We start from the raw sequence: 19821 nt of genomic DNA on the forward strand, positions 1-19821 counted from the left end.
CGGTTTAGCCTGAGCCAATACCTGCGAATTGGTTAATTCGCAAAGCATACACTCCTTTGCACGGCGGCCATCAAACCGGGCGGGCGCTTCACGCCCGCCCCGCTGTTTCAGACCACAGCCCCATGACAATGCTTGTATTTCTGGCCCGACCCGCAGGGGCAAGGCGCATTGCGCGAATAGGCCGGATCGATCTGCGACGGATCGAAATCGGGCAGAGCGGCCGGAACCGCATCATTCTGGCCGGTGAACGGATCGATATGCGTGGTCAGGAAATCAGGCAGTTCGGGCAGCGCGGCCGGTTCAGGTTGCGAGAATTGCAACTCAGCGGTGGAAAGGATGCGCGTCACATCCTCGCGAATCTGTTCGATCATCCGCTCGAACAGACCGAAAGCCTCCTGCTTATATTCATTGATCGGCGTCTTTTGCGCATAGGCGCGCAGGAACACCACCTGACGCAGCGCGTCGAGCGTGGCCAGATGCTCCTTCCAGTGATGGTCAAGCCGTTCGAGCAGCACGCTCTTTTCCACCTGACGCCAGATTTCCGGATCGTTGCGGGCGATCTTGTCGGCCATATGCGCGTCGGCCATTTCGGCCAGACGTTCCTCGATGGTCTCCGGCTCGATCCCGTCCTGCGCGGCCACCCAGTCGGCAATCGGCGCCTCGATGCCCAGCGTAAAGCGCGCGGCATTGGTCAGGCCCTCGATATCCCACACTTCCGGGTAAGACCCCGGAGGGCAGGCCGTGCCGACCAGCGCGTTGACCGTGTCATGGCGCATGTCATGGACCACTTCATCCATGGCCTGCGCATCCATGATGTCGGCGCGCTGTTCATAGATGACCTTGCGCTGGTCGTTCATCACGTCATCATATTCGACGACCTGTTTGCGCACGTCATAATTGCGCGCTTCCACCTTCTTCTGCGCCGTCTCGATGGCCTTGGACAGCCAGCGCGAACCGATCGCCTCGCCATCGGCCAGATTGCTGTTCATCAGCTTGGAGAACATCGTGTCCGGGCCAAAGATGCGCAGCAGATCATCCTCAAGGCAGAGGTAGAATTTCGACAGGCCGGGGTCGCCCTGACGGCCCGAACGGCCGCGCAGCTGGTTGTCGATGCGGCGGCTTTCGTGGCGCTCGGTGCCGATCACGCAAAGCCCGCCGGCCGCCAGCACCTTTTCCTTCTCGGCGTCGATCTCGGCCTTGAAACCGGCGATGATGGCGTCGCGCTCCGGCCCCTCGGGCGTGTCGCGCAATTCATCCTCGATGCGGAATTCCAGATTGCCGCCCAGCTTGATGTCGGTGCCGCGCCCGGCCATGTTGGTGGCGATGGTCACGGCGCCAAGGCGGCCCGCCTGCGCGACGATATGGGCTTCCATCTCGTGGAAACGGGCATTGAGCACATTGTGCTTCACCCCTTCCTTGGTCAGGAATTCGCTGAGCAGTTCTGACTTTTCAATCGAGACCGTGCCGACCAGCACCGGCTGCCCGATCTCGTTCTTCTCACGGATCAGCTTGGCAATCGCGGCGAATTTATCGAGCGTGTTCTTGTAGAACTCATCTTCCTCGTCGATGCGCTGCACCGGAACGTTGGTGGGGATGGTCACCACGTTCATCTTGTAGATGTCGAAGAATTCGGCTGCTTCCGTCGCCGCCGTGCCGGTCATGCCGCAAAGCTTGGGATACATGCGGAAATAGTTCTGGAAGGTGATCGAGGCCATCGTCTGGTTTTCCGGCTCGATCTTGACGCCTTCCTTGGCCTCAACCGCCTGATGCAGCCCGTTGGACCAGCGGCGGCCATCCATCATGCGCCCGGTAAACTCGTCGATGATGACGACCTTGCCGTCCTTGACGATGTAATCAATGTCACGCTTGAACATGACATTGGCCTTGAGCGCCTGATCGAGGTGATGAACAACCTGCGTGTTTTCAATGGCATACAGGTTGCTGCCTTCGAGCAGCCCGGCCCCTTCGAGTAGGCGCTCGGCCTTTTCCACGCCATCCTCGGTCAGCGTGACATTCTTGGACTTTTCATCGGCCTCATAGGTCGTGTCGTCGGCAATCAACTGGCGCACCACCGCATCGACCGAGACGTAGAGGTCGCTCTTGTCGTCAGTAGGGCCGGAAATGATCAAGGGCGTGCGCGCCTCGTCGATCAGGATCGAGTCGACTTCGTCAACGATTGCGTAATTGAACGGGCGGTGGACCATCTGATCGCGATCATGCTTCATATTGTCGCGCAGATAGTCAAAACCCAGCTCATTGTTGGTGGCATAGGTAATGTCGCAATTATACGCCTCGCGCCGCTCATATTCGTTGAGGTTGGGCACGATCACGCCCACCGTCAGGCCGAGGAAATTATACAGCACGCCCATGGTTTCCGCGTCGCGCCGGGCCAGATAGTCATTGACCGTAACGACATGCACGCCCTTGCCTTCCAGCGCGTTCAGATAAACCGCCAGTGTCGCCACCAGCGTCTTACCCTCACCCGTGCGCATTTCGGCAATTTCGCCCCGGTGCAGCACGATGCCGCCGATCATCTGCACATCGAAATGGCGCATCCCCATGCAGCGCTTGGACGCTTCGCGCACCACCGCAAAGGCTTCGGGCAGGATGTCGTCCAGCGTGCGCCCGTTCGCGATTTCCTCGCGGAACTTGGCGGTCATGCCGCGCAATTCCTCATCGCTCATTTCGGCCAGTTGGGCCTCATAAGCACCGATCTGGCGCACCATTTTGTCGAGCGATTTGACGTAACGATCGTTCGACGAGCCGAAGATCGACTTGGCAAGCTTGGAAAACATGGGAAAATTCCTGAAGACAGATAGGGGCATGGGGGCACCGGCACATGCGGCGCGCGCCCATGGAAAAGGACATGAGGAAAAGCGCAGAGGCGCCTTATTCGCGGGCGCGATCCACCCGCATCCGCACCGCAGGCGCAGAATAGGCCATGCGCAAGGGCGCGCGCGCCGCCTCGATCAGCCGGGGCTGCGCAGGCCGCGTAACCTCGCGCGCATGGGCCACGACATGGGCCGAAACCCGCGCCGCGCCAGCGCCCTGCATCGTGGCCGCAATGGCCGGACGCGCGGCAAAAGCGCGCGCATCCGTTTCCGGAGCCATCGCGGCAAGACCGGACACCAAGGCCAGAAAAGATAGCAGCAGCCGAAGCATGGCGCAGGATATAGGCAGGACTATCGCCGGCGTCTAGGGCGTATGCTTTATGGTTCGACCACCAGCGATTGCCGCAAGGTCACATGGCGGCGCACCGGATTGCCCTGCGCATCCTTGAAGGGTTCGCGAAAGCGGACCGCCGGACAGCCCTCTCCGATCTGCTTGAACCGGGCCTCCATCGCGCCTGTCGCCTTTTCGACGCGGCATTCGGTCTGGCGCCCGTCGGTTTCGACCACATAGTGAAAGATCAGTTCTCCCGGCTGGGGCAGGGTCGCGGGCGGAGGCAGAATCCAGCGCGTCCGGTTGCTGTAGCGGCTCGCCACCGGCTTGCCCGCGCCGTCCAGCGCCGGATCGAAGGCGGCGCGCGCGCTTAACAGATCGCAGGTCGCCCGGTCCAGCGCCGCCGACCCGCTGGTCGCCATGATCACGCAACTGGTCACCTTGCCCTTGGCATCGATGGTCAGCGTGAAACCCGCCGTGCCCGATTCGCCGTTCTTGACCGCAAGGGCCGGATAATCGCCCGGCTGGATCCATCCCGCCGGACCGTTCCGGGGCCTTGGCCCGCGCGGCAGGGTTTCAACGGCGCTCTGCGGCGGGGGCAAGAGCGGCGCGGGCGGAGCCGTCACCACCGGCGGCGTGGCCACGGCTTGTTGCAAGAGAATCAAACCCAAAGCCAGCATAACCCTATCTCCCTAAGCGCGATCAAGACTAGATCCTGCGCCCACCACGTACAAGGCCGAGCTTGTCTGACCGCCCATTCTGGGCCAAGTCCGCGCGCCATGTCCCAAATCGCCTGTTCCGCCGCGCCATCCGGCCGCCTGCCCCTGCTCGATACCCTTCGCGGAGTGGCGGCGCTGGGGGTGGTGCTGCATCATGAAGCCCCGCTTTACGGCGGGCCAGGTCTGTTTTCCCGCGCCTACCTGGCGGTGGATTTCTTTTTCATGCTTTCGGGCTTCGTGCTGACGCTGGCCTTTGAGCCCAAATTGCGGAGCGGATTGAATGCCGCCGACTTCATGATCCGGCGCGTGGCCCGGCTGTGGCCGGTGCTGGCGGTGGGCGTGCTGATCGGGGCCGGGTGGCGGCTCTGGTTCGGGGCCACCGGGCAATTGTGGCTGCTGACACTCTCGGGGCTGATGCTGGTGCCGCTTGTACGGGGGCCGGGCGGGATCTTTCAGATCAACGGCCCGCAATGGTCGCTGGCCTATGAATTGCTGGCAAATGCGGTGCATGCGCTGGTGCTGGCGCGGTTGAACAATCGGCTGCTGCTGGTTTTCGTGCTGGCCTGCGCGGGGGTGCTGGCGTGGTGCGCCTATGTGTGGGGATCGGTGGGGCTGGGCGATACGGGGCGCAACTGGTGGGGCGGCTTTGCGCGGGTCGGTTTCGGCTATGGGCTGGGTGTCTGGCTGGGGCGGCAATTTGCCGCAGGCCGGGCGCCGGTCGCACGGATCGCGGCATGGGCGGGCGCCCTGCTGCTGCCGCTGGCCTTGTTCAGCCTGCCCTGGTGGCCGCTGGGCGTGGTTTGGGGCGATCTGCTCGCGGTGTTTGTGGTCTTTCCTCCGGCGCTGTGGTGCGCGGCGCATGTGGTGCTGGGCGGCGGCGCGCTGAAAATCGCCGACGGGCTGGGGCGATTGTCCTATCCGGCCTATGCGATCCATGGACCGGTGCTGATCTGGGGCGCATCGCTGGCGCATAGCCATGGGGCGCAGGCAGGGTGGATACGCCCGCTGACGGTGGCTGTTGTGCTGGGGCTGGCCGCGCTGCTGGCGATCAGCCCGTTGGCCCATGGGATTCCCGTGCGCCGGAAAGGTTGAAGTGGCGGGCATCAGGCGCTAACCCGCTGGCATGTCACACGCCATCTCTCCGCTCGCCACGCCCTTCCCCGCCCTGCCCGCGATTGCCGGCGCAACGCCCCGCGTTGCCCGCGCGCGATACAAGGAATGGGACCGCTGCGATCTGACCTATGTCGAGCTGGACGAAAACACCGCCGTTGCGGGCGTCTTCACGCGCAACATCTGCTGCTCGTCCGAGGTCGAACTGGGCCGCGCCAATGTGAAGCAGGGCCGCGCGCGGGCGTTGATCGTCAATGCGGGCAATTCCAATGCCTTCACCGGCTATCGCGGGCGCGAGGCGGTCGAACAGATCATGGATCAGGTCGCGACCCATCTGGGCTGTGCGCGCGAACAGGTGTTCGTCTCCTCGACCGGCGTGATCGGCGTGCCCCTGCCCAAGGACAAGGCCAAGGAAGGCGTCAACAATGCCCTGACCGCCGCGCCCTGCACATGGGAGGATGCCGCCAACACGATCGGCACCACCGACACTTTTGCCAAGGGCGCCACCGCCACCGCCATCATCGGCGGCAAGACCGTGACGTTTTCCGCCATCATCAAGGGGTCGGGCATGATCGCGCCCGATATGGCGACGATGCTGGGCTATATTTTCACTGATGCGGCGATCAATCCGGTCTTTCTTCAGGAACTGCTGACCAAGGCTGCGAACGAGACCTTCAACTGCATCACCGTCGACAGCGACACGTCCACCAGCGACACGGTGCTGGCCTTTGCCACGGGCCGGGCGGGCAACACGATCATCAATTGCGAGGGCTGTGAGGGCGCCGATGCCTTTGCCGCCGCGCTGAGCGATGTGTGCCGCCAATTGGCGCATCTGGTGGTCAAGGATGGCGAGGGCGCGCAGAAGTTCATCGCCGTCTCGGTCACCGGCGCGGTGTCGGATGAGAGCGCCCGCAAGATCGGCATGGCGATCGCCAATTCGCCGCTGGTCAAAACCGCCATCGCGGGCGAGGACGCCAATTGGGGCCGCATCGTCATGGCCGTGGGCAAGGCCGGGGAACCGGCCGACCGCGACAAGCTCTCCATCGGCTTTGGCGGCGTGTGGCAGGCCAAGGACGGCCAGCCCTTGCCCGATTACGACGAAGCCCCGGTGGCCGCGCATCTCAAGGGTCAGGAGATCAGCATCGAGGTCGATATCGGCCTTGGCGATGGCCGCGCGACGGTGTGGACCTGTGACCTGACGCATGGCTATATCTCGATCAACGCCGATTACCGGAGCTGACGCCCATGCTCACGATCTGGGGGCGCCTCAATTCGCATAATGTCAAAAAGGTCGTCTGGGCCGCCTGCGAGACCGGGCAGGAATGGGTGCGCCATGATATCGGCGGCTCGTTTGGCTATAGCCCTGAATATCTGGCCATGAACCCCAACCGGCTGGTGCCTACGCTGGTCGAGGATGATTTCTCGCTGTGGGAATCGAACGCCATCCTGCGCTATCTGGCCGATGCCTATGCGCCGCATCTGTGGCCGCAGGGGCTGCGCGCGCGGGCTTTGGCGGACAAGTGGATGGACTGGCAATTCACCTTTGCCGATGCGCAGCGCGACGGCTTCCTGCAGATGGTGCGCGTGGCCGAGGCGGATCGCGATGCGGCCAAGATCGAGCGCACCATTGCCGAGACTAACAAGCTGATGCGGATCATGGAAGAGACGCTGGCCAAGCAGCCCTTCCTGACCGGCGATGCGTTTGGCATCGCCGATATTCCGATGGGCGCCTATACTTACACCTGGTTCAAGCTGGGCTTTGCGCGCGAAGATGTGCCCCACATTCGCCGCTGGTTTGACGCGGTCAGCGCCCGCCCCGGCTTCCAATATGTCGCCATCCCCCTCACCTGAAAGGCGCGAGCATGACCGATACTTTGAGCGAAGCCGTCCATGATGTGATGGCCGATGCGGCGGCTCGCGCCATCCGTCCGCGTTATCAGCATCTGGCCGCCGCCGACATCATCGAGAAAGCCGCCGACGATCTGGTGACGATTGCCGACAAGAAGAGCGAGGCGATTCTGGCCGAAGGCCTCGCGCGCATCCTGCCCGAGGCGGCAATTGTGGGCGAGGAGGCGGCCTTTGCCGATCCCTCGATCATGGGGCGGCTGGGCTCGGACCTGTGCTGGATCATCGACCCGCTGGATGGCACCAACAATTTTGCCCATGGCCGCGCGCCTTTCGGCATCCTTGTCGCGCTGGCGCAGGGGGGCGAGACGATTGGCGGCTGGATCTATGATGTGCTTTCGGGCCGGTTCTGCCATGCGCGGATCGGCGAAGGGGCCTATCTCAACGGCGAGCGCCTGACGGCCCGGCCGACGGGCCAGAACCCGGCGATTGCGGCGATCTCGGTCGTCTTTGCCGACCCTGTGCGCCGCGCCGCGCTGATGGACCATATCGCGCCGCATTACCATCTGGTCGACATCCCCCGCTGCGCCGCCGAGCAATATCCGCGTCTGGCCACGGGCGTGAATGATGTGTCGCTGTTTGAACGCACGCTGGCATGGGACCATGCGGCGGGCGTCTTGTTCCTGAACGAAGCGGGCGGCAAGGCGGCGCGGTTTGACGGCACGCCTTATCGCGTGGACGAGGATCGCCGGGGCCTGATCGGCGCGTCTTCCCCGGCGCTGTGGGACGAACTGGCCGCGCGGATGGCGGAAATTTGATCTCCGGCTACGTCCCCCTCGCGCTGGTGCTGGTCAATGCGCGCACGGTCCACCTGTTTTGGCAGGACAAGCGCTATGCCCGCGAGGGGCACCGCCGCATCCCGGAATCCAGCCTGCTGATGATGGCCGCGATAGGCGGCACGCCCGGCGCGCTGGTCGCCCGGCAATGGTTTCGCCACAAAACCCGCAAGCAGCCGTTTTCGGCCTATTTGTGGTTGATCGCGGCGGCTCAGATCGGCCTGATCGTGTGGCTGGCGCGATCCTGAAACGGCAAAGGGGGCGCCGTTGCCGACGCCCCCTGTTGCTTTGCCGGATGGCTCAGGCGATCAGAGCGCGCCCTGAATCCATGCCTTGAGCTGGCTCTTGGGCGCCGCCCCCAGCTTTTGCGCCACCGGCTTGCCATCCTTGAACACCAGCAGCAACGGGATCGACTGGACGCCGAACTGGCTGGCGGTTTCGGTGTTTTCCATGATGTCGACCTTGGCGATGGTCACTTCCTCGCCCAGTTCTTCGCTCAGCTCTTCCAGAGCCGGGCCGATCATCTTGCAAGGCCCGCACCAGTCGGCCCAGAAATCGACCACGACCGGCTTGTCAGAAGCCAGCACGTCGGTGGAAAAGCTTGCGTCGGTAACCTTGATCGTGGCCATGGCCTGAAATCTCCTGAAATGTTGTGTCTAAGATAGTCGATGATGGGGCGGGCGCAACCACCCTAGGGCGTCAAGCTTTCCTGCTTGGGCCGCAAGCTGGCCTTGTGCGGGGCCAACAGGTCTGACGACAAGGCGATCAGATGCGGCCCGGTGGTATAGAGCAGCGCCGCCTCGACCCGCCGCCCCGGATAGGCGACCTCCAGCGCGGCGACATAGGCAGCCATCTGCCGCAGGATCGCCACCGACACCTGCCCCGCATCGGTGGCCGGGCGCCGCGCGGTCTTGAAATCGATCAGGCGGATAAGATCCGGCGTGATCAGCAAGCGGTCGATGGTCCCGGCCACCACCTGCGGCCCGACCGTGGCCGCAATCGGCACTTCGGCCAGAGCGTCCGGCCCGAACAGGTCGGCCCATTCGGGGTTGGCCAGCACGTCGATGGCGGCCTGCGCCATCTCGCGATGCGCCGCCTCGTCCATATCGCGCGCTTGTCGGCCCAGCCATGCCAGCGCCGCGCCCATCGGATCGGCCGCGCCGGGCAGGCGTTCGAGCAAGGCATGGATCAACGTCCCTCTCCGCGCCGCCGCCGCACGCGCAGGCCCCAGCGCGGTTGGCGGATCGGCCGCCGTATCCTCGCCCAGCGCCGATGGAGCCAGCGGGCGCGGCGGGCGCGCTTCCTCTGGCGCGAGGCGGGTCAGCCAGCCCGGCTTGCCCGCCTCCATGCCCAGTTCCATCGTCTCGGCCTGCCACTGCGGCGCCTCGGCCAGCGCGCCAAACCGCGCCTCCGCGCCCCACAGCGGATCGGCGATCCAATCCTCGGGCGCAAAAGTTTCGGCAAGGCGGGCATACCAGCTCCCCTTGGCCGGTTCCTTCTCATTGGCGGCCAGAGCGCCGCCGATGAACAAGGCTTCCTCGGCCCGCGTCATGGCGACATAGAGCAAGCGCCAGTGTTCCTCGCCCTCGGCCTTGGCGGCGCGGGCGGCGGCCTCGGCAATCGGCCCCTGCCGCTCCTCCTTGCCCAGATTGGGCAGCGGCATCTCGCGCTTGTCGCCGGTGATCGCCGCGCTGGGGTCCTCGACCGAGAGCGGCGAACCCTTGCTCCTGGCCGGATCGCCGGTGGCATCGGCCAGAATGACGATCGGCGCCTGCAAACCCTTGGACCCATGCACGGTCATCACCCGCACAAGACCATCGGACTTGCCCGCCTCGCGCTTCAATTCGCCATCGCCCGCGTCAAACCATGCGAGGAAACCGACAAGGCTGGGCGTGGCCGTGGCCGAATAGGCGTGGGCGGCGTTGATCAATTCATCGAGCGGATCGTTCGCCTCGCGCCCCAGCCGCGCCACCAGCCTTTCACGCGCGCGCCACGGCCCCACCAGCAACCAGTGGATCAGCACCGGCACCGGCTCGAAATCGGCCCGTGCCAGCAACTCGTTCAATTGCGCCACCGCCTCGCAGGCCAGCGCGGCATCGCTGCGCCGCAGATGCGGCCACAGGCGCCCCTCGCGATAGCCATGTTCGAGCAATTGATCCTGCGACCAGCCGAACAGAGGCGAGACGAGCAGCGCGGCCAGATTGAGGTCATCCAAAGGCTGGGCCGCAAAACGCAGCGCCGCCACCAGATCCTTGACCGCCAAAGGCGCGCCCAGCCGCAGCCGGTCCACCCCCGCCACCGGCACACCCGCCGCATGCAGCCGCGCGACAATCAGCCCGGCCAGTTCGCGCCGCTTGCGCACCAGCACCATGATATCGCCCGCCCCCGCCCGGCGCGCCACCTTGCGCCCCTTAATGAGCGGGAAGCCATCGGGCGAAAACAGCCAATGCTTGACCTGCCGCGCGATGCGGTCGGCCATTTCGCGCTCGGGGCGTGAGAGCCAACTGTCCTCGCTCTCGTCATCCTCATCCGCGCCGCCATTGGCCCCGCCCACCGGGCGCCACAGCGTCACCAATCCGGGCCGCGCCTCGCCCTGATGCTGCTCGGGCGCGGTGTCCAAACCAAAAGCCTCGGCCCCCAGATGGGTGATCGCGCGGTCGACGAAATCGAGCACAGGTGCGGCGGTGCGGAAAGACCGTTCCAGCCCCAGTTCCATCAGGCGATGCGCCTTTGGCCCGCCGCGGATCGCCTCGGCATTGTCGGCCGCGCCGCCCATGCGGTCCTTGACCCTTTCGCGCGCGGCGGCGAAATTTTCCGGGCTGGTGCCCTGAAAACCAAAGATTGCCTGTTTGAAATCGCCTACCACGAACAGGGTGCGCGCCGCCTCGGCATGGGCGCCCTCGCCCGCGAAAAACTCCTCGGTCAGCGCTTCTATGATCCGCCATTGCTGCGCATTGGTGTCCTGCGCCTCGTCCACCAATATATGGTCAAACCGGCGATCCAGCTTGTAGCGGATCCAGTCGGCCATATCGGCGCGGCTCAAAAGGTCGGCGGCATGGGCGATCTGATCGTCGAAGTCGATCAACCCCTCGCGCGCCTTGGCCTCCTCCCAAGCCAGCGCATAGGCCCGGCCCAGTTCGAGCGCGGGGGCCAGCCATCCGGCCAGCGCGATCAGCGCCCGCCGCGCCTTGACCTCATCAATCTTCAGCCCGACGCGATAGCAATATTCGCCATAATCAGGCGCGATATTGTCGAGGTTTTTCAGATAGGAAGGCACGCCCTCCTTCGTAAAAAGCGCCGAATAAAGATCGCCCAGCCGCTCCAGCCGCTGCTCCGCTCCGGCCTCCAGCCAGTCGCAGATCGCATTGGCCTTTTTCTCAGCCGTGGCGGTCATGTTGCCCTTCTTGTCGGTCCATTGCTTGACCACCTCGAGCAACCAGCGCACCGAGCGCACGTCAAACGCGTCGTCCTCGCACATGGCCACGACCTGCGCCATGGACGCATCGGCGGGCAGGCCCAGCGCCTGTTTAACCCGCGGCGCCACCGGCACCTGCCACGCGCCCCGCCCGAACCAAAGCCCCCGCGCGCCCGCACAGCGCATCAGCCAGCCCTCAACCGCATCCCCGCCCATCCGCAGCGACAGCGAGGCCAAAGCATTCAGCAGCGCCTCATCCCCGCGCTTTTCTGCATCCAGCAACAGGTCCGCCAGCACCTGCCGCGCCAGCAGGGTCTTTTCATGCTCCTCCATCGGCCGCGCGCCCGCGCTCAATCCCGCTTCCTCCGGGAAGGCCGCCAGCAGCCATTGCGAGAACGCATGGATCGTGTCGATCCGCAGCCCCCCGCCGGGGCAATCCAGCACCGAGGCAAAGAGCGTGCGCGCCCGCGCCTGCACATCAGGCGTGTAAGGCGCGCCGATCGCATCCAGTTCGGCGGCCAACCGCGTCGGTTCGGCCCGCACCCATCCGGCCAGCTTGCTGTTGATGCGCTCGGCCATTTCTGTCGCGCCCGCCTTGGTAAAGGTCAGGCACAGGATCTGTTCGGGCCGCACATAGGGCGTGAGCAGCAAGCGCAGCACGCGCGAGGACAAAACCTGCGTCTTGCCCGTCCCCGCGCTGGCCGAGAGCCAGACCGTTTCATCGGGCAGCACCGCCAGCGCCTGATTGCCATGGAGGGGGTGCAATGTCTGAGGCTCGCTCATGCCTCTTCCTCCGGCACTTCATCCGATCCGATCCAGCCGATCCATTCATCCAGCCGCATCAATTGGTCATAGTCATTATAGCTGGGAATATCGGGCCGCAGCCGCGCGGTGAAAGGCGCCTGACCCAGCAGCCATTGGCCGATGGCGTCGGTCAGATATTCCTCGGTCCGGTGCAGGAATTCCTCACGCGGGATGCCCGATTTCTTGCGCCCTTCCAGCACCGGCTCGTCGCGCCAGCCAAAGCCGGGCCCCTTTGCATGATTGGGCTTGCGCCGGGAAAGCGACCAATATTCAAAGACATTGGGCACGCCATCGACATCCTTGAACCCGCCATCGGCCGCGATCATGCCGATCAGGCCCAATTGCAGCGCAAAGCCGGCCTCGACCATCTTGCCGCTGGGCGGGCCGCCGGTCTTGTAATCGACCACGGCCAGCTTGCCGTCGGGCATGCGGTCGATGCGGTCGGCGCGGCCATGGATGCGGATGCCGTCGATGCGCATCTCGCCCCGGATTTCTGTGGCCAGCACGCGGCGGCCCTGCGCGGCCAGATCGGCCACTTCCTCGTCGATCCATTCCAGCGCGGCCAGCAGGCGCGGACGCCACAGGCTGCGTTCCAGCGGATGCGCGCTCATGCTGTCGAGCACATTGTTGGCCGTTTCGACCAGACGCCCACGCGGCGCGCCATCCTTGTGCCAGGCGTCCAAGATCGCATGGACCGCCGTGCCGCGCCATGCCGCGCTGGGCTCGGCGTCCAGCGGGTCGAGCGCTTTCAAACGCAGAATCGCCTGCGCATAGAATTGATAGGGATCGGCGCGGAGCCGGTCGAGCGCGGTGACGGGAATGTCGACCTTGCGCTGCTCGGCGCTGGGCATGGGTTGCGGGCGCGGATGGGGCGCGGCGATCTTGCCCACGTCAATGTCGCGGGCATAGGTGACGGCCAGCGTCTCGGCATGGTCCTTGGCCAGCTTCTCACCCAGCATGGCCTGAACGCGCAGGACGAAGCGGCTGGGGATGACCGGCCCGCCCTCGTCGCGATGCGCCCAGCTCAGCACCACCTGAGGCGCGCCAAGGCATCCGGCAAGGTCATGCGCGGCCAGGCCGATGCGAAACTCCGCCCCCGGCACGCCCAGATGGCGCAGCACAGCGGGCGGCAGCAGCGGATCGGGCGAAGGGCTGCCCGGCCAAGACCCCTCGGTCAGGCCACCGCAGATGACCAGATCGCTGCGCGTCATGCGCGCCTCCAGCAGGCCGTAGATCGCCACGCGCGGATGGCCGCCCCATGGCGGGCGCACGGCCACCTTGTCCATCGCATGACGCAGCACCGAGGCCAGATCGCGGACCTGAAGCACCGTGCCCTCGGCCGAGGCGGCCAGACGCAGCCCATCGACAAAGGTGGAGAGACAGCGCCCCGGCGCTTCGGCCCATAATTCCTCGCCGCACAAAGCCTCGCCCGCCACGATCAGCGCGTCGAGCAGATCGGCCAGAGGCGCTTCCTCGGGCAGGCTCATCAAGGGGCCAAGAATACCCTCAACCTCGTCCCACCATGCCGTCAGCGGCCCCGGCCCGCGTTTGGCCTCCATCCGCTCGATAATCGCGCGCAAAGGCGCCAGCCCCGCATCCGGCCTTGGCCCGCGCAGCGCCAGATCCAGCACGCGCACATGATCGAGCCACAGCGCGCGCCCTTCTGTCCCGCCCACCATCGGATGGCCGAGCAGCGCGATCAGCGGCACCGGGGGCGCACCCTCGCCCGCCACCTCGGCCAGCAGGAGCAGGAGCCGCCCCGCCGCCGTCTGGGGCAAGGCGCGGCCCGCCGTGTCATCCGCCTTGATGCCCCAGCGTTGCAGATGGGCGACCACCCGGCTCGCCAATCCGCGATCGGGCGTGACCAACGCCACACGCTTTTCCGGCGTTTCCAGCGCCTCGCGCATCAGAATGGCGATGGCTTGCGCTTCCTCACCCGGATGCTCGCTTTCCATCAGACGAACGGCGGCCAGACGCCTTTGCCGCTCAGCCAGATCGACCCAGCGCGCCGAAGCCTTGGCGGGCAGGAACAGGTTCGAGATCGCCTTGCTGCGTTCGGGCGGGGCCGCCGACGGCCCGGCACGGTGCCACAGCTCCAATTCTCCCCGCGCCACGCCCATGCGGTTGAGCAGCAGTTTCAAATGATATTGCGGATGGGTCAGCGCATCCTCGCGCCCGAATGGCGCATCGCCCAATTCGGGCGCCACGCCCGCATGGCCCAGTTCTTCCCAAACCTCATCGTCCATCGACAGATCGAGATCGGGCAGCACCACCGCTCCGCCCGGCAATTGCGCCACCACGCGCAAAAACCGCGCCAGCGAGGGCGAGGCGCTGGTGATGCCCGCGGCCACAACGGCATGGGGCGGCGGATTGTCGCGCCACACCTGCGCCGCGCGGTCGAACAGGCGGTTGCGGCGCACGGGCGGATCCACCTCGCCGCGCGCGTCCAGTTCGGCGCGCCAATGGGCCTGCACCGTCAGAAAGGCGCGGGTCGACTGACGCCAATGCTCGGCCTGCTCGCCGATAATGGCCAGCACGTCCTCTTTGAGCAGATCTTCCGGCGCGATGCCCTCGACGGCCAGACGGTCGATGCTCTGCGCGATCTCGGCCGCGCGGCGCAGGCGCACCGCCCCGCCCTGCGCGCCTTCGGCCTCTTCGACCTGCGCCAGAATCTGGGCCAGACGCAGCCAGCGGCGAGTGGGGTCGGCGGCGGGGGGAATGTCAGACGCCCCGATAGGATCAAGCAAAGGCCCCAGCGCCTCGTCCAGATCGAGATCGCCCACGATGACCATGCGCGGCAACAGCAGGCCACCCGCCCCGCCGCGAAACCCATCGGTCCCGGCGCGCACAAAGGCCTCGGTCAGATTGCGCGCCGCCCGCTGATTGGGCAACAAAAGCGTCAACCGCGCCAGCCCCAGATCAGGATCGGCATAGCGCGGGATCAGCCCCGCCACCAAGGCATCGGCAAAACCGCGATGCGCTGGAATCGAATAAACCTTGGGAAGCCGGGCCGTGACCCGATCAGACACGGTTCAGCGCTTCCTCGGTGGGGGCGATGGATTGCGGCGTGCCCACCTCGAACCACTTGCCGGTATGGACCAGACCATAGAGGCGCCCCTCCTCCATCGCGCGATCCCACAGAATGTTGGTGGAAAACGGCCCTTCCGGCGCATCGCGCAGCAGGCGGTGCGAGACGATCTGAATGCCGGTGAAGATGAAAGGCGCGACCTTGCGCGAGGCACGGCGGGCCACTCGCCCCAGCGGATCAAGCGAGAAATCGCCCATGCCGCGATAATTGCTGGCGTCCGAATGGCGCACCATCAGCAGCAGCGCGTCCATGCGATCCGCGTCCCATGCCGAGGACAGGTCATGAAACACATCGACCGGCCCATCGAGCCAGACATTGTCGGAATTGAGCGCAAAGAAGGGATCGGGCAGCAGGCCCGTCGCCTGCGCCTTGACCATCCCGCCGCCGGTCTCCAGCAGCATGGCGCGTTCGTCCGAAATGGTGACGATGGGCTTTTGCCGCTTGCCCATATGGGCCAAAAGATAGTCGGCCATGTAATGCACATTGACCACGGCCTTGGCCACGCCCGCCTCGACCAGCTTATCGAGCGCATGGTCGATCAGCGGTTTACCCGCCACCGGCACCATCGGCTTGGGCCGCGTGGCGGTCAGCGGGCGCATCCGTTTGCCCAGCCCGGCCGAAAGCACCATCGCGGTGTCGGAAACCAAGGGCTTCATGCTGCGATCCTTCCGCCATGGGCCGCGCGGATTTCGGCCGGGATATTGTCTGCAAACCATCGCACCACCGGGGCCAAGGCCGGATGAGCCAGATCGCGCTCCATCGCCGCCCACACGCGCGGGATCATGTCGAGATAGCGCGGTTTGCCGTCGCGGCGGCACAGACGCACGAAGATGCCCACGATCTTGGCGTTGCGCTGCGCGCCCAGCAGGGCGTAATCGGCAAGGAAAGCCTCTCGGTCAAAGCCGGTGGCGGCAAGGTAATGCTCGATCATTGCGGCCTCGATTGCGGGCGAAACATCGCGGCGCGCGTCCTGCAGCAGGCTGACCAGATCATAGGCCGGATGGCCCACCAGCGCGTCCTGAAAATCGAGCAGGCCCTGATCCGCCAATCCGCCGGGCAACAGCATGATGTTTTCCGCATGATAATCGCGCAGGACCGTGACGCCGCCCGTGGCATTATATGCATTCTGGCGCGCGATCATCGGGGCGAGAGCCTCCTCCCACGCCGCATCATAGGCCGCCTCATCGACGCTAAGCCCCATCGCGGGCGTATACCATTCGGTCAGCAGCCGAACCTCGCGCCGGTAAACCGCCCAGTCATAGGGCGCCCAAGGCCCGCCCGGCAGGCGCGTCAAAGCCACCAGCGGGGCCAACGCGCCTTCATAGACCGCACGCTCGTCCTGCGGGCGCTTGTCCAGCCAGTCGCGCACCCGATCATTGCCGAAATCTTCGAGCAGCACCCAGCCCCGCTCTGCCTGCTGCGCCAGAATGGCGGGCGCGCGCAGGCCATGATCGCCCAGCCAACCGGCCACGGCGAGGAAAGGCGCGGGGTCCTCCTGCGGCGGCGGAGCGTGCATCAGCATCGCGACCTCGCCCGTTTCGCGGCGCAGGCGGAAATAGCGGCGGAACGAGGCATCGCCGGGCAAAGGCTCCACAGCGGCATCGCCCCAACCGGCAAGGGCGGCAAATTCGGTCAGGCCATCGGGCAAGTTGTTCAGCATGGCACGCGCCCTAGCCAATCGGCCCCCGGTTCGACAATGGCCCTGCGCCCTTCATCCGCAGTTTCGAGCGTGATCGACAGGCAACCCGGCTCATGGGCAAAGCCACCCGCCATCTGCGGCCATTCGGCAATCAGCACCCCGCCCTCGCGATATTCATCCAACCCCAGCTCCTCGGCCTCGGACGGATCGGCCAGGCGGTAGAAATCGGCATGGACCAGCGGAAAGCGCAAGTCCTCATAGGGCTCGATGATGGCAAAACTGGGCGAAGGCACCTCGCCCTCGTGGCCCAATCCGGCGATGATCGCGCGGGCCAGCGTGGTCTTGCCCGCCCCCAGCCCGCCGTTCAGGGCAACCACATCACCCGGGCGCAGGGCGGCGGCAAGCGCCATGCCCCACCGCTCCATCGCGGCCAGATCGGGCAGCATTATTTCCATCAGTCCAGCTCCACAATCGCCGCCGTGCCCTGCCCCGGTTCGGACAGCAGTTCGAGGCTGCCTCCATGCGCCTCGATCAATTGCCGCGCCAGAGGCAGGCCCAATCCCTGCCGCCGCGCCGCGCCCTTGGCGTCCGGGCTGGTCGGCTGGATCGGCAAACCGTCAAAGGCGCGGGCCAGCGCGGCGCGGTCCATGCCCGGCCCATTGTCCGAAATCACCACGCGGGCGCGCTGTTTTCCATCGCCGTTTTTGCCATCCTTTTGGCGCGAACGATGCCGCCCCACCTCGACCAGAATGCGCCCGCCGCGCGGCGTGGCGTCCAGCGCATTGTCGAGCAGATGCGCCAGCGCGCGGCCCAGACGGCGCGGATCGGCCTCGATCTTGCCCGCATTCAGACTGCTGCCGCGCAGGTCGAGTTCAAGGTGCTTTTCCGTGACAACCGCCTCGCGCTCCTGCACCAGATCGCGCATCAGGGCGAAGAGATCGACCGGTTCGAGCGCCAGCGGCAGCATCCCCGCCTCCGATTGCGAGAGGTCGAGGACATTCTCGATCTGATCGGTCAGGCGCGCCACCGAGGTCAGGATCGCGGCCACATATTCGCGCCCCGATTCCGACAATTCGCCGCCCAGCCCCGCCTCGAGCAATTCGGCAAACCCGCCGATCGAGGTCAAAGGTGTGCGGAATTCATAGGACATATTGGCAAGGAAGCGGGTCTTGAGCTGATCCGCCTCGACCAAGGCGGCGTTGCGTTCGCGCAGCGCTTCCTCGGCCTTTTGCGAATCGGTGATGTCCAGCACGGTCAGCAAACCATTGCCATCGGGCAGCGGCACGCCCGCATATTCCAGCACCCGCCCATCAGCCAGCGCCACACGTCCGCCGGTCTGGCGCCGCTCCAGCGTGGCCGCCCGCACGCCGTCGCCCACCGCCTGCGCCTGATCCGGGCGGGCCAGTTGCGCGGCGATCCGCTTCATCACATCGTCAACATGCGGATGGGCGTCCAGCACCTCGGCCTCCAGCCCCCATGCGCTGGCGAACAGGCGGTTCCACAATTGCAGGCGCCCATCGGGGGCAAAGACCGCGACTGCCTCGAACAGGCTGTCGAACGTGGCCGTGCGGGTGCGCAGAAGCGTATCGCGCATGGCCGAAATACGCAAAGTTTCGGTGCGATCCTCGACCACCATCAGCAGGCCACCGTCGGGCATCGGCTGGGCCACAACGCGCAGATGCGTGCCATCCGAAAGCGGCCATGCCTCCTCCTGCGCGCCGGAAGCGGCGAACCATTCGGCGCGCTCCTTGCGCCATGCGCGATAGTCGCGCATTTCCGGCACCCGGCCCGCCTCGCGCGCGGCATCGAGCAGCCGCTCAAACGGCGCATCATGCATATCGGCGGGGCCGAGCGCGAACAGGCGCTGAAACGGCTGATTGGCAAAGGTCAGGCGATGGCGGGCATCAAATTGCGCCACGCCCGAGGAAAACAGGTCGAGCATCGAGCGCTGCGCCTCGCGGAAGGCGCGGAAAGCGCGGGAGATTTCCTCCATCTCCTCAATGTCGATGGCATAGCCTGCCACGCCCTCGTCGCCCAGCGGCAGATCGGACACGCGCAGCGCGCGGCGCTGGCCGCCGATGGTGGCGGCGACAATGCGCTCGGCGGGGCGCTTTTCCAGCATCGCGCGGGCGGCCACCTGCGCCGGGGTCTGACCATCGACCCGCTCGACCAGTTCCAGTCCGCCATTGACCACCGCCTCGGCATTGTCCGCGCCCACCGCGCGGACATAAGCCGAGTTGACCAGCCGCAGCTCACCCTGCGGCGAGCGGAACCACATCGGGATCGGCGCCGCCTCGATCAGACCGACCAGCGCGAGAAAATCGCTCCTGGACCGTGCCGTTTCGGCGCGCATCCGGGCGATCTGCGTCTCGGCCTCGCTAGCGTCAAACACCCACACCTGCGCCGATCCGGCAGGCGCCACCTGCGGATCGGCCAGACCGCCGCGCAAGGACAGCGAACGGCGCGAACCGCGCGGCGAAATGGCAAGATCGAACGAACGGCTGGTGCGCTGGGCCGAAAGCACCGCCTCGGTCAGTTGCGCCAGTTGCTCGGCGCTCAATCCGCGATCGGGCTTGCCATCATCCAGCTCGCTCAAAAACTGCGGCATGGCCGAAAAGCCCAACCACGAGGCCAGCCGGGGCGAACCCTCGATCCGCCCGTCGCTGCGCACGATCAGCAATTGCGCCGGGCTCTCCTCCACCATCCGGGCCAGCCGCCGCGCCTGGCGCACCGCGCCTGCCGCCGCCCGCCCGCGCGCCAGCGAAGACAGCACAGCCCAGCCCGCCGCCACCGCCCAAGCAGCCAGCAGCAAGCCCATGACAACCATGGCAAGAGGGGTCCATTGCATCGCCTATCAGCTAGGCGGGCGGGGACGGAATGGCAATGGGGGGATGATATTTAAGGGGCGTAGGGGTGCCTCCGGCGGGCAAAGGGACTCGTCCCTTTGCAATCCCGTTAATGGAGTGGTGGGAGGTTTGCGGCGTAACGCAATGGGTTATGAAAGCCCGTGGCACGGCGAACTCATGCAAAAAGCGCCGCAGGCTTTAAAACTCAAACATCGCGTCCGCCACCCAACGCCAAACCCATAGCGCCACATCGACAGTATCGGGATTGCAAAGGGCCCCCGCCCTTTGCCCGCCGGAGGCATAAAGCCCCCAAAAACAAAAACGCCCCGCAAAGGATCTCTCCCCCGCGAGGCGCTT

15 protein-coding genes are annotated in these 19821 nt (G+C 65.7%); 5 read left to right on the forward strand and 10 right to left on the reverse strand.

All coding sequences use genetic code 11. The features are described from left to right. Positions 1–107 precede the first annotated feature (107 nt). From secA to BGP00_RS24760, 3 genes are all read right to left on the reverse strand, one after another. Complete coding sequence (secA, locus tag BGP00_RS24750) at positions 108–2795, reverse strand: preprotein translocase subunit SecA (RefSeq protein ID WP_292692414.1); 2688 nt, start codon at positions 2793–2795, stop codon at positions 108–110. Between the two features lie 94 nt (positions 2796–2889). Then, positions 2890–3162, reverse strand: coding sequence for a hypothetical protein (locus BGP00_RS24755; protein ID WP_168603895.1), 273 nt, complete (start codon positions 3160–3162; stop codon positions 2890–2892). Between the two features lie 47 nt (positions 3163–3209). Continuing rightward, positions 3210–3806 (reverse strand): energy transducer TonB, encoded by a 597-nt coding sequence (locus BGP00_RS24760; RefSeq protein ID WP_168603896.1) that lies wholly within the window; start codon positions 3804–3806, stop codon positions 3210–3212. Between the two features lie 135 nt (positions 3807–3941). On the opposite strand from BGP00_RS24760, the gene BGP00_RS24765 reads away from it, so the two are divergent. From BGP00_RS24765 to BGP00_RS24785, 5 genes are read left to right on the forward strand one after another with little or no spacing between them, the layout of a single operon-like run. After that, positions 3942–4973, forward strand: a complete 1032-nt coding sequence (locus BGP00_RS24765; protein WP_292692411.1) for an acyltransferase — start codon at positions 3942–3944, stop codon at positions 4971–4973. 31 nt (positions 4974–5004) lie between these two features. Beyond that, positions 5005–6231 carry a bifunctional glutamate N-acetyltransferase/amino-acid acetyltransferase ArgJ gene (gene argJ, locus BGP00_RS24770; protein ID WP_292692410.1) on the forward strand — a complete coding sequence of 409 codons (1227 nt, stop codon included), beginning with the start codon at positions 5005–5007 and terminating at the stop codon, positions 6229–6231. 5 nt (positions 6232–6236) lie between these two features. Next, a complete protein-coding gene (locus BGP00_RS24775; RefSeq protein WP_292692409.1) occupies positions 6237–6842 on the forward strand; it encodes a glutathione S-transferase family protein in 606 nt (201 codons plus the stop codon). An 11-nt stretch (positions 6843–6853) separates the two neighbouring features. Next, on the forward strand, positions 6854–7654 hold the full coding sequence (locus tag BGP00_RS24780) for an inositol monophosphatase family protein (protein WP_292692407.1): 801 nt from the start codon (positions 6854–6856) through the stop codon (positions 7652–7654). Beyond that, positions 7651–7920, forward strand: a complete 270-nt coding sequence (locus BGP00_RS24785) for a DUF1294 domain-containing protein (RefSeq protein ID WP_168603901.1) — start codon at positions 7651–7653, stop codon at positions 7918–7920. Before BGP00_RS24780 ends, BGP00_RS24785 begins: the two co-directional genes overlap by 4 nt. A 60-nt stretch (positions 7921–7980) precedes the next feature. Here the strand turns inward: BGP00_RS24785 and trxA are convergent, their stop codons facing one another. The 7 genes from trxA to BGP00_RS24820 form a co-directional block, all read right to left on the reverse strand. Continuing rightward, positions 7981–8301 (reverse strand): thioredoxin, encoded by a 321-nt coding sequence (gene trxA / locus BGP00_RS24790; RefSeq protein ID WP_168603902.1) that lies wholly within the window; start codon positions 8299–8301, stop codon positions 7981–7983. Between the two features lie 62 nt (positions 8302–8363). Further along, on the reverse strand, positions 8364–11870 hold the full coding sequence (gene addA, locus BGP00_RS24795; protein WP_292692405.1) for a double-strand break repair helicase AddA: 3507 nt from the start codon (positions 11868–11870) through the stop codon (positions 8364–8366). Next, complete coding sequence (gene addB, locus BGP00_RS24800; RefSeq protein WP_292692403.1) at positions 11867–14920, reverse strand: double-strand break repair protein AddB; 3054 nt, start codon at positions 14918–14920, stop codon at positions 11867–11869. The genes addA and addB overlap by 4 nt, the downstream gene beginning before the upstream one ends. Next, positions 14913–15635: a nucleotidyltransferase family protein gene (locus BGP00_RS24805; RefSeq protein WP_292692402.1), complete on the reverse strand. Its 723-nt coding sequence runs from the start codon at positions 15633–15635 to the stop codon at positions 14913–14915. The genes addB and BGP00_RS24805 overlap by 8 nt, the downstream gene beginning before the upstream one ends. After that, positions 15632–16639, reverse strand: a complete 1008-nt coding sequence (locus BGP00_RS24810; RefSeq protein WP_292692401.1) for a phosphotransferase — start codon at positions 16637–16639, stop codon at positions 15632–15634. The genes BGP00_RS24805 and BGP00_RS24810 overlap by 4 nt, the downstream gene beginning before the upstream one ends. Next, positions 16633–17073 (reverse strand): tRNA (adenosine(37)-N6)-threonylcarbamoyltransferase complex ATPase subunit type 1 TsaE, encoded by a 441-nt coding sequence (tsaE, locus tag BGP00_RS24815; RefSeq protein WP_168603907.1) that lies wholly within the window; start codon positions 17071–17073, stop codon positions 16633–16635. Before tsaE ends, BGP00_RS24810 begins: the two co-directional genes overlap by 7 nt. Further along, positions 17073–19466: a PAS domain-containing sensor histidine kinase gene (locus BGP00_RS24820; protein ID WP_292692398.1), complete on the reverse strand. Its 2394-nt coding sequence runs from the start codon at positions 19464–19466 to the stop codon at positions 17073–17075. The genes tsaE and BGP00_RS24820 overlap by 1 nt, the downstream gene beginning before the upstream one ends. Positions 19467–19821: the final 355 nt, after the last annotated feature.

Source organism: Novosphingobium sp. 63-713, from assembly GCF_001898925.1.
Lineage (GTDB): Bacteria > Pseudomonadota > Alphaproteobacteria > Sphingomonadales > Sphingomonadaceae > Novosphingobium.

Excerpts from the sequence above, each read along its gene's own strand:
- argJ (WP_292692410.1), top strand. The coding sequence starts at position 5,005 with ATGTCACACGCCATCTCTCCGCTCGCCACGCCCTTCCCCGCCCTGCCC.
- trxA (WP_168603902.1), bottom strand. The coding sequence starts at position 8,301 with ATGGCCACGATCAAGGTTACCGACGCAAGCTTTTCCACCGACGTGCTG.
- tsaE (WP_168603907.1), bottom strand. The coding sequence starts at position 17,073 with ATGGAAATAATGCTGCCCGATCTGGCCGCGATGGAGCGGTGGGGCATG.
- secA (WP_292692414.1), bottom strand. The coding sequence starts at position 2,795 with ATGTTTTCCAAGCTTGCCAAGTCGATCTTCGGCTCGTCGAACGATCGT.
- BGP00_RS24805 (WP_292692402.1), bottom strand. The coding sequence starts at position 15,635 with ATGAAGCCCTTGGTTTCCGACACCGCGATGGTGCTTTCGGCCGGGCTG.
- BGP00_RS24755 (WP_168603895.1), bottom strand. The coding sequence starts at position 3,162 with ATGCTTCGGCTGCTGCTATCTTTTCTGGCCTTGGTGTCCGGTCTTGCC.
- BGP00_RS24820 (WP_292692398.1), bottom strand. The coding sequence starts at position 19,466 with ATGCAATGGACCCCTCTTGCCATGGTTGTCATGGGCTTGCTGCTGGCT.
- BGP00_RS24775 (WP_292692409.1), top strand. The coding sequence starts at position 6,237 with ATGCTCACGATCTGGGGGCGCCTCAATTCGCATAATGTCAAAAAGGTC.
- addA (WP_292692405.1), bottom strand. The coding sequence starts at position 11,870 with ATGAGCGAGCCTCAGACATTGCACCCCCTCCATGGCAATCAGGCGCTG.
- BGP00_RS24765 (WP_292692411.1), top strand. The coding sequence starts at position 3,942 with ATGTCCCAAATCGCCTGTTCCGCCGCGCCATCCGGCCGCCTGCCCCTG.
- BGP00_RS24810 (WP_292692401.1), bottom strand. The coding sequence starts at position 16,639 with ATGCTGAACAACTTGCCCGATGGCCTGACCGAATTTGCCGCCCTTGCC.
- BGP00_RS24780 (WP_292692407.1), top strand. The coding sequence starts at position 6,854 with ATGACCGATACTTTGAGCGAAGCCGTCCATGATGTGATGGCCGATGCG.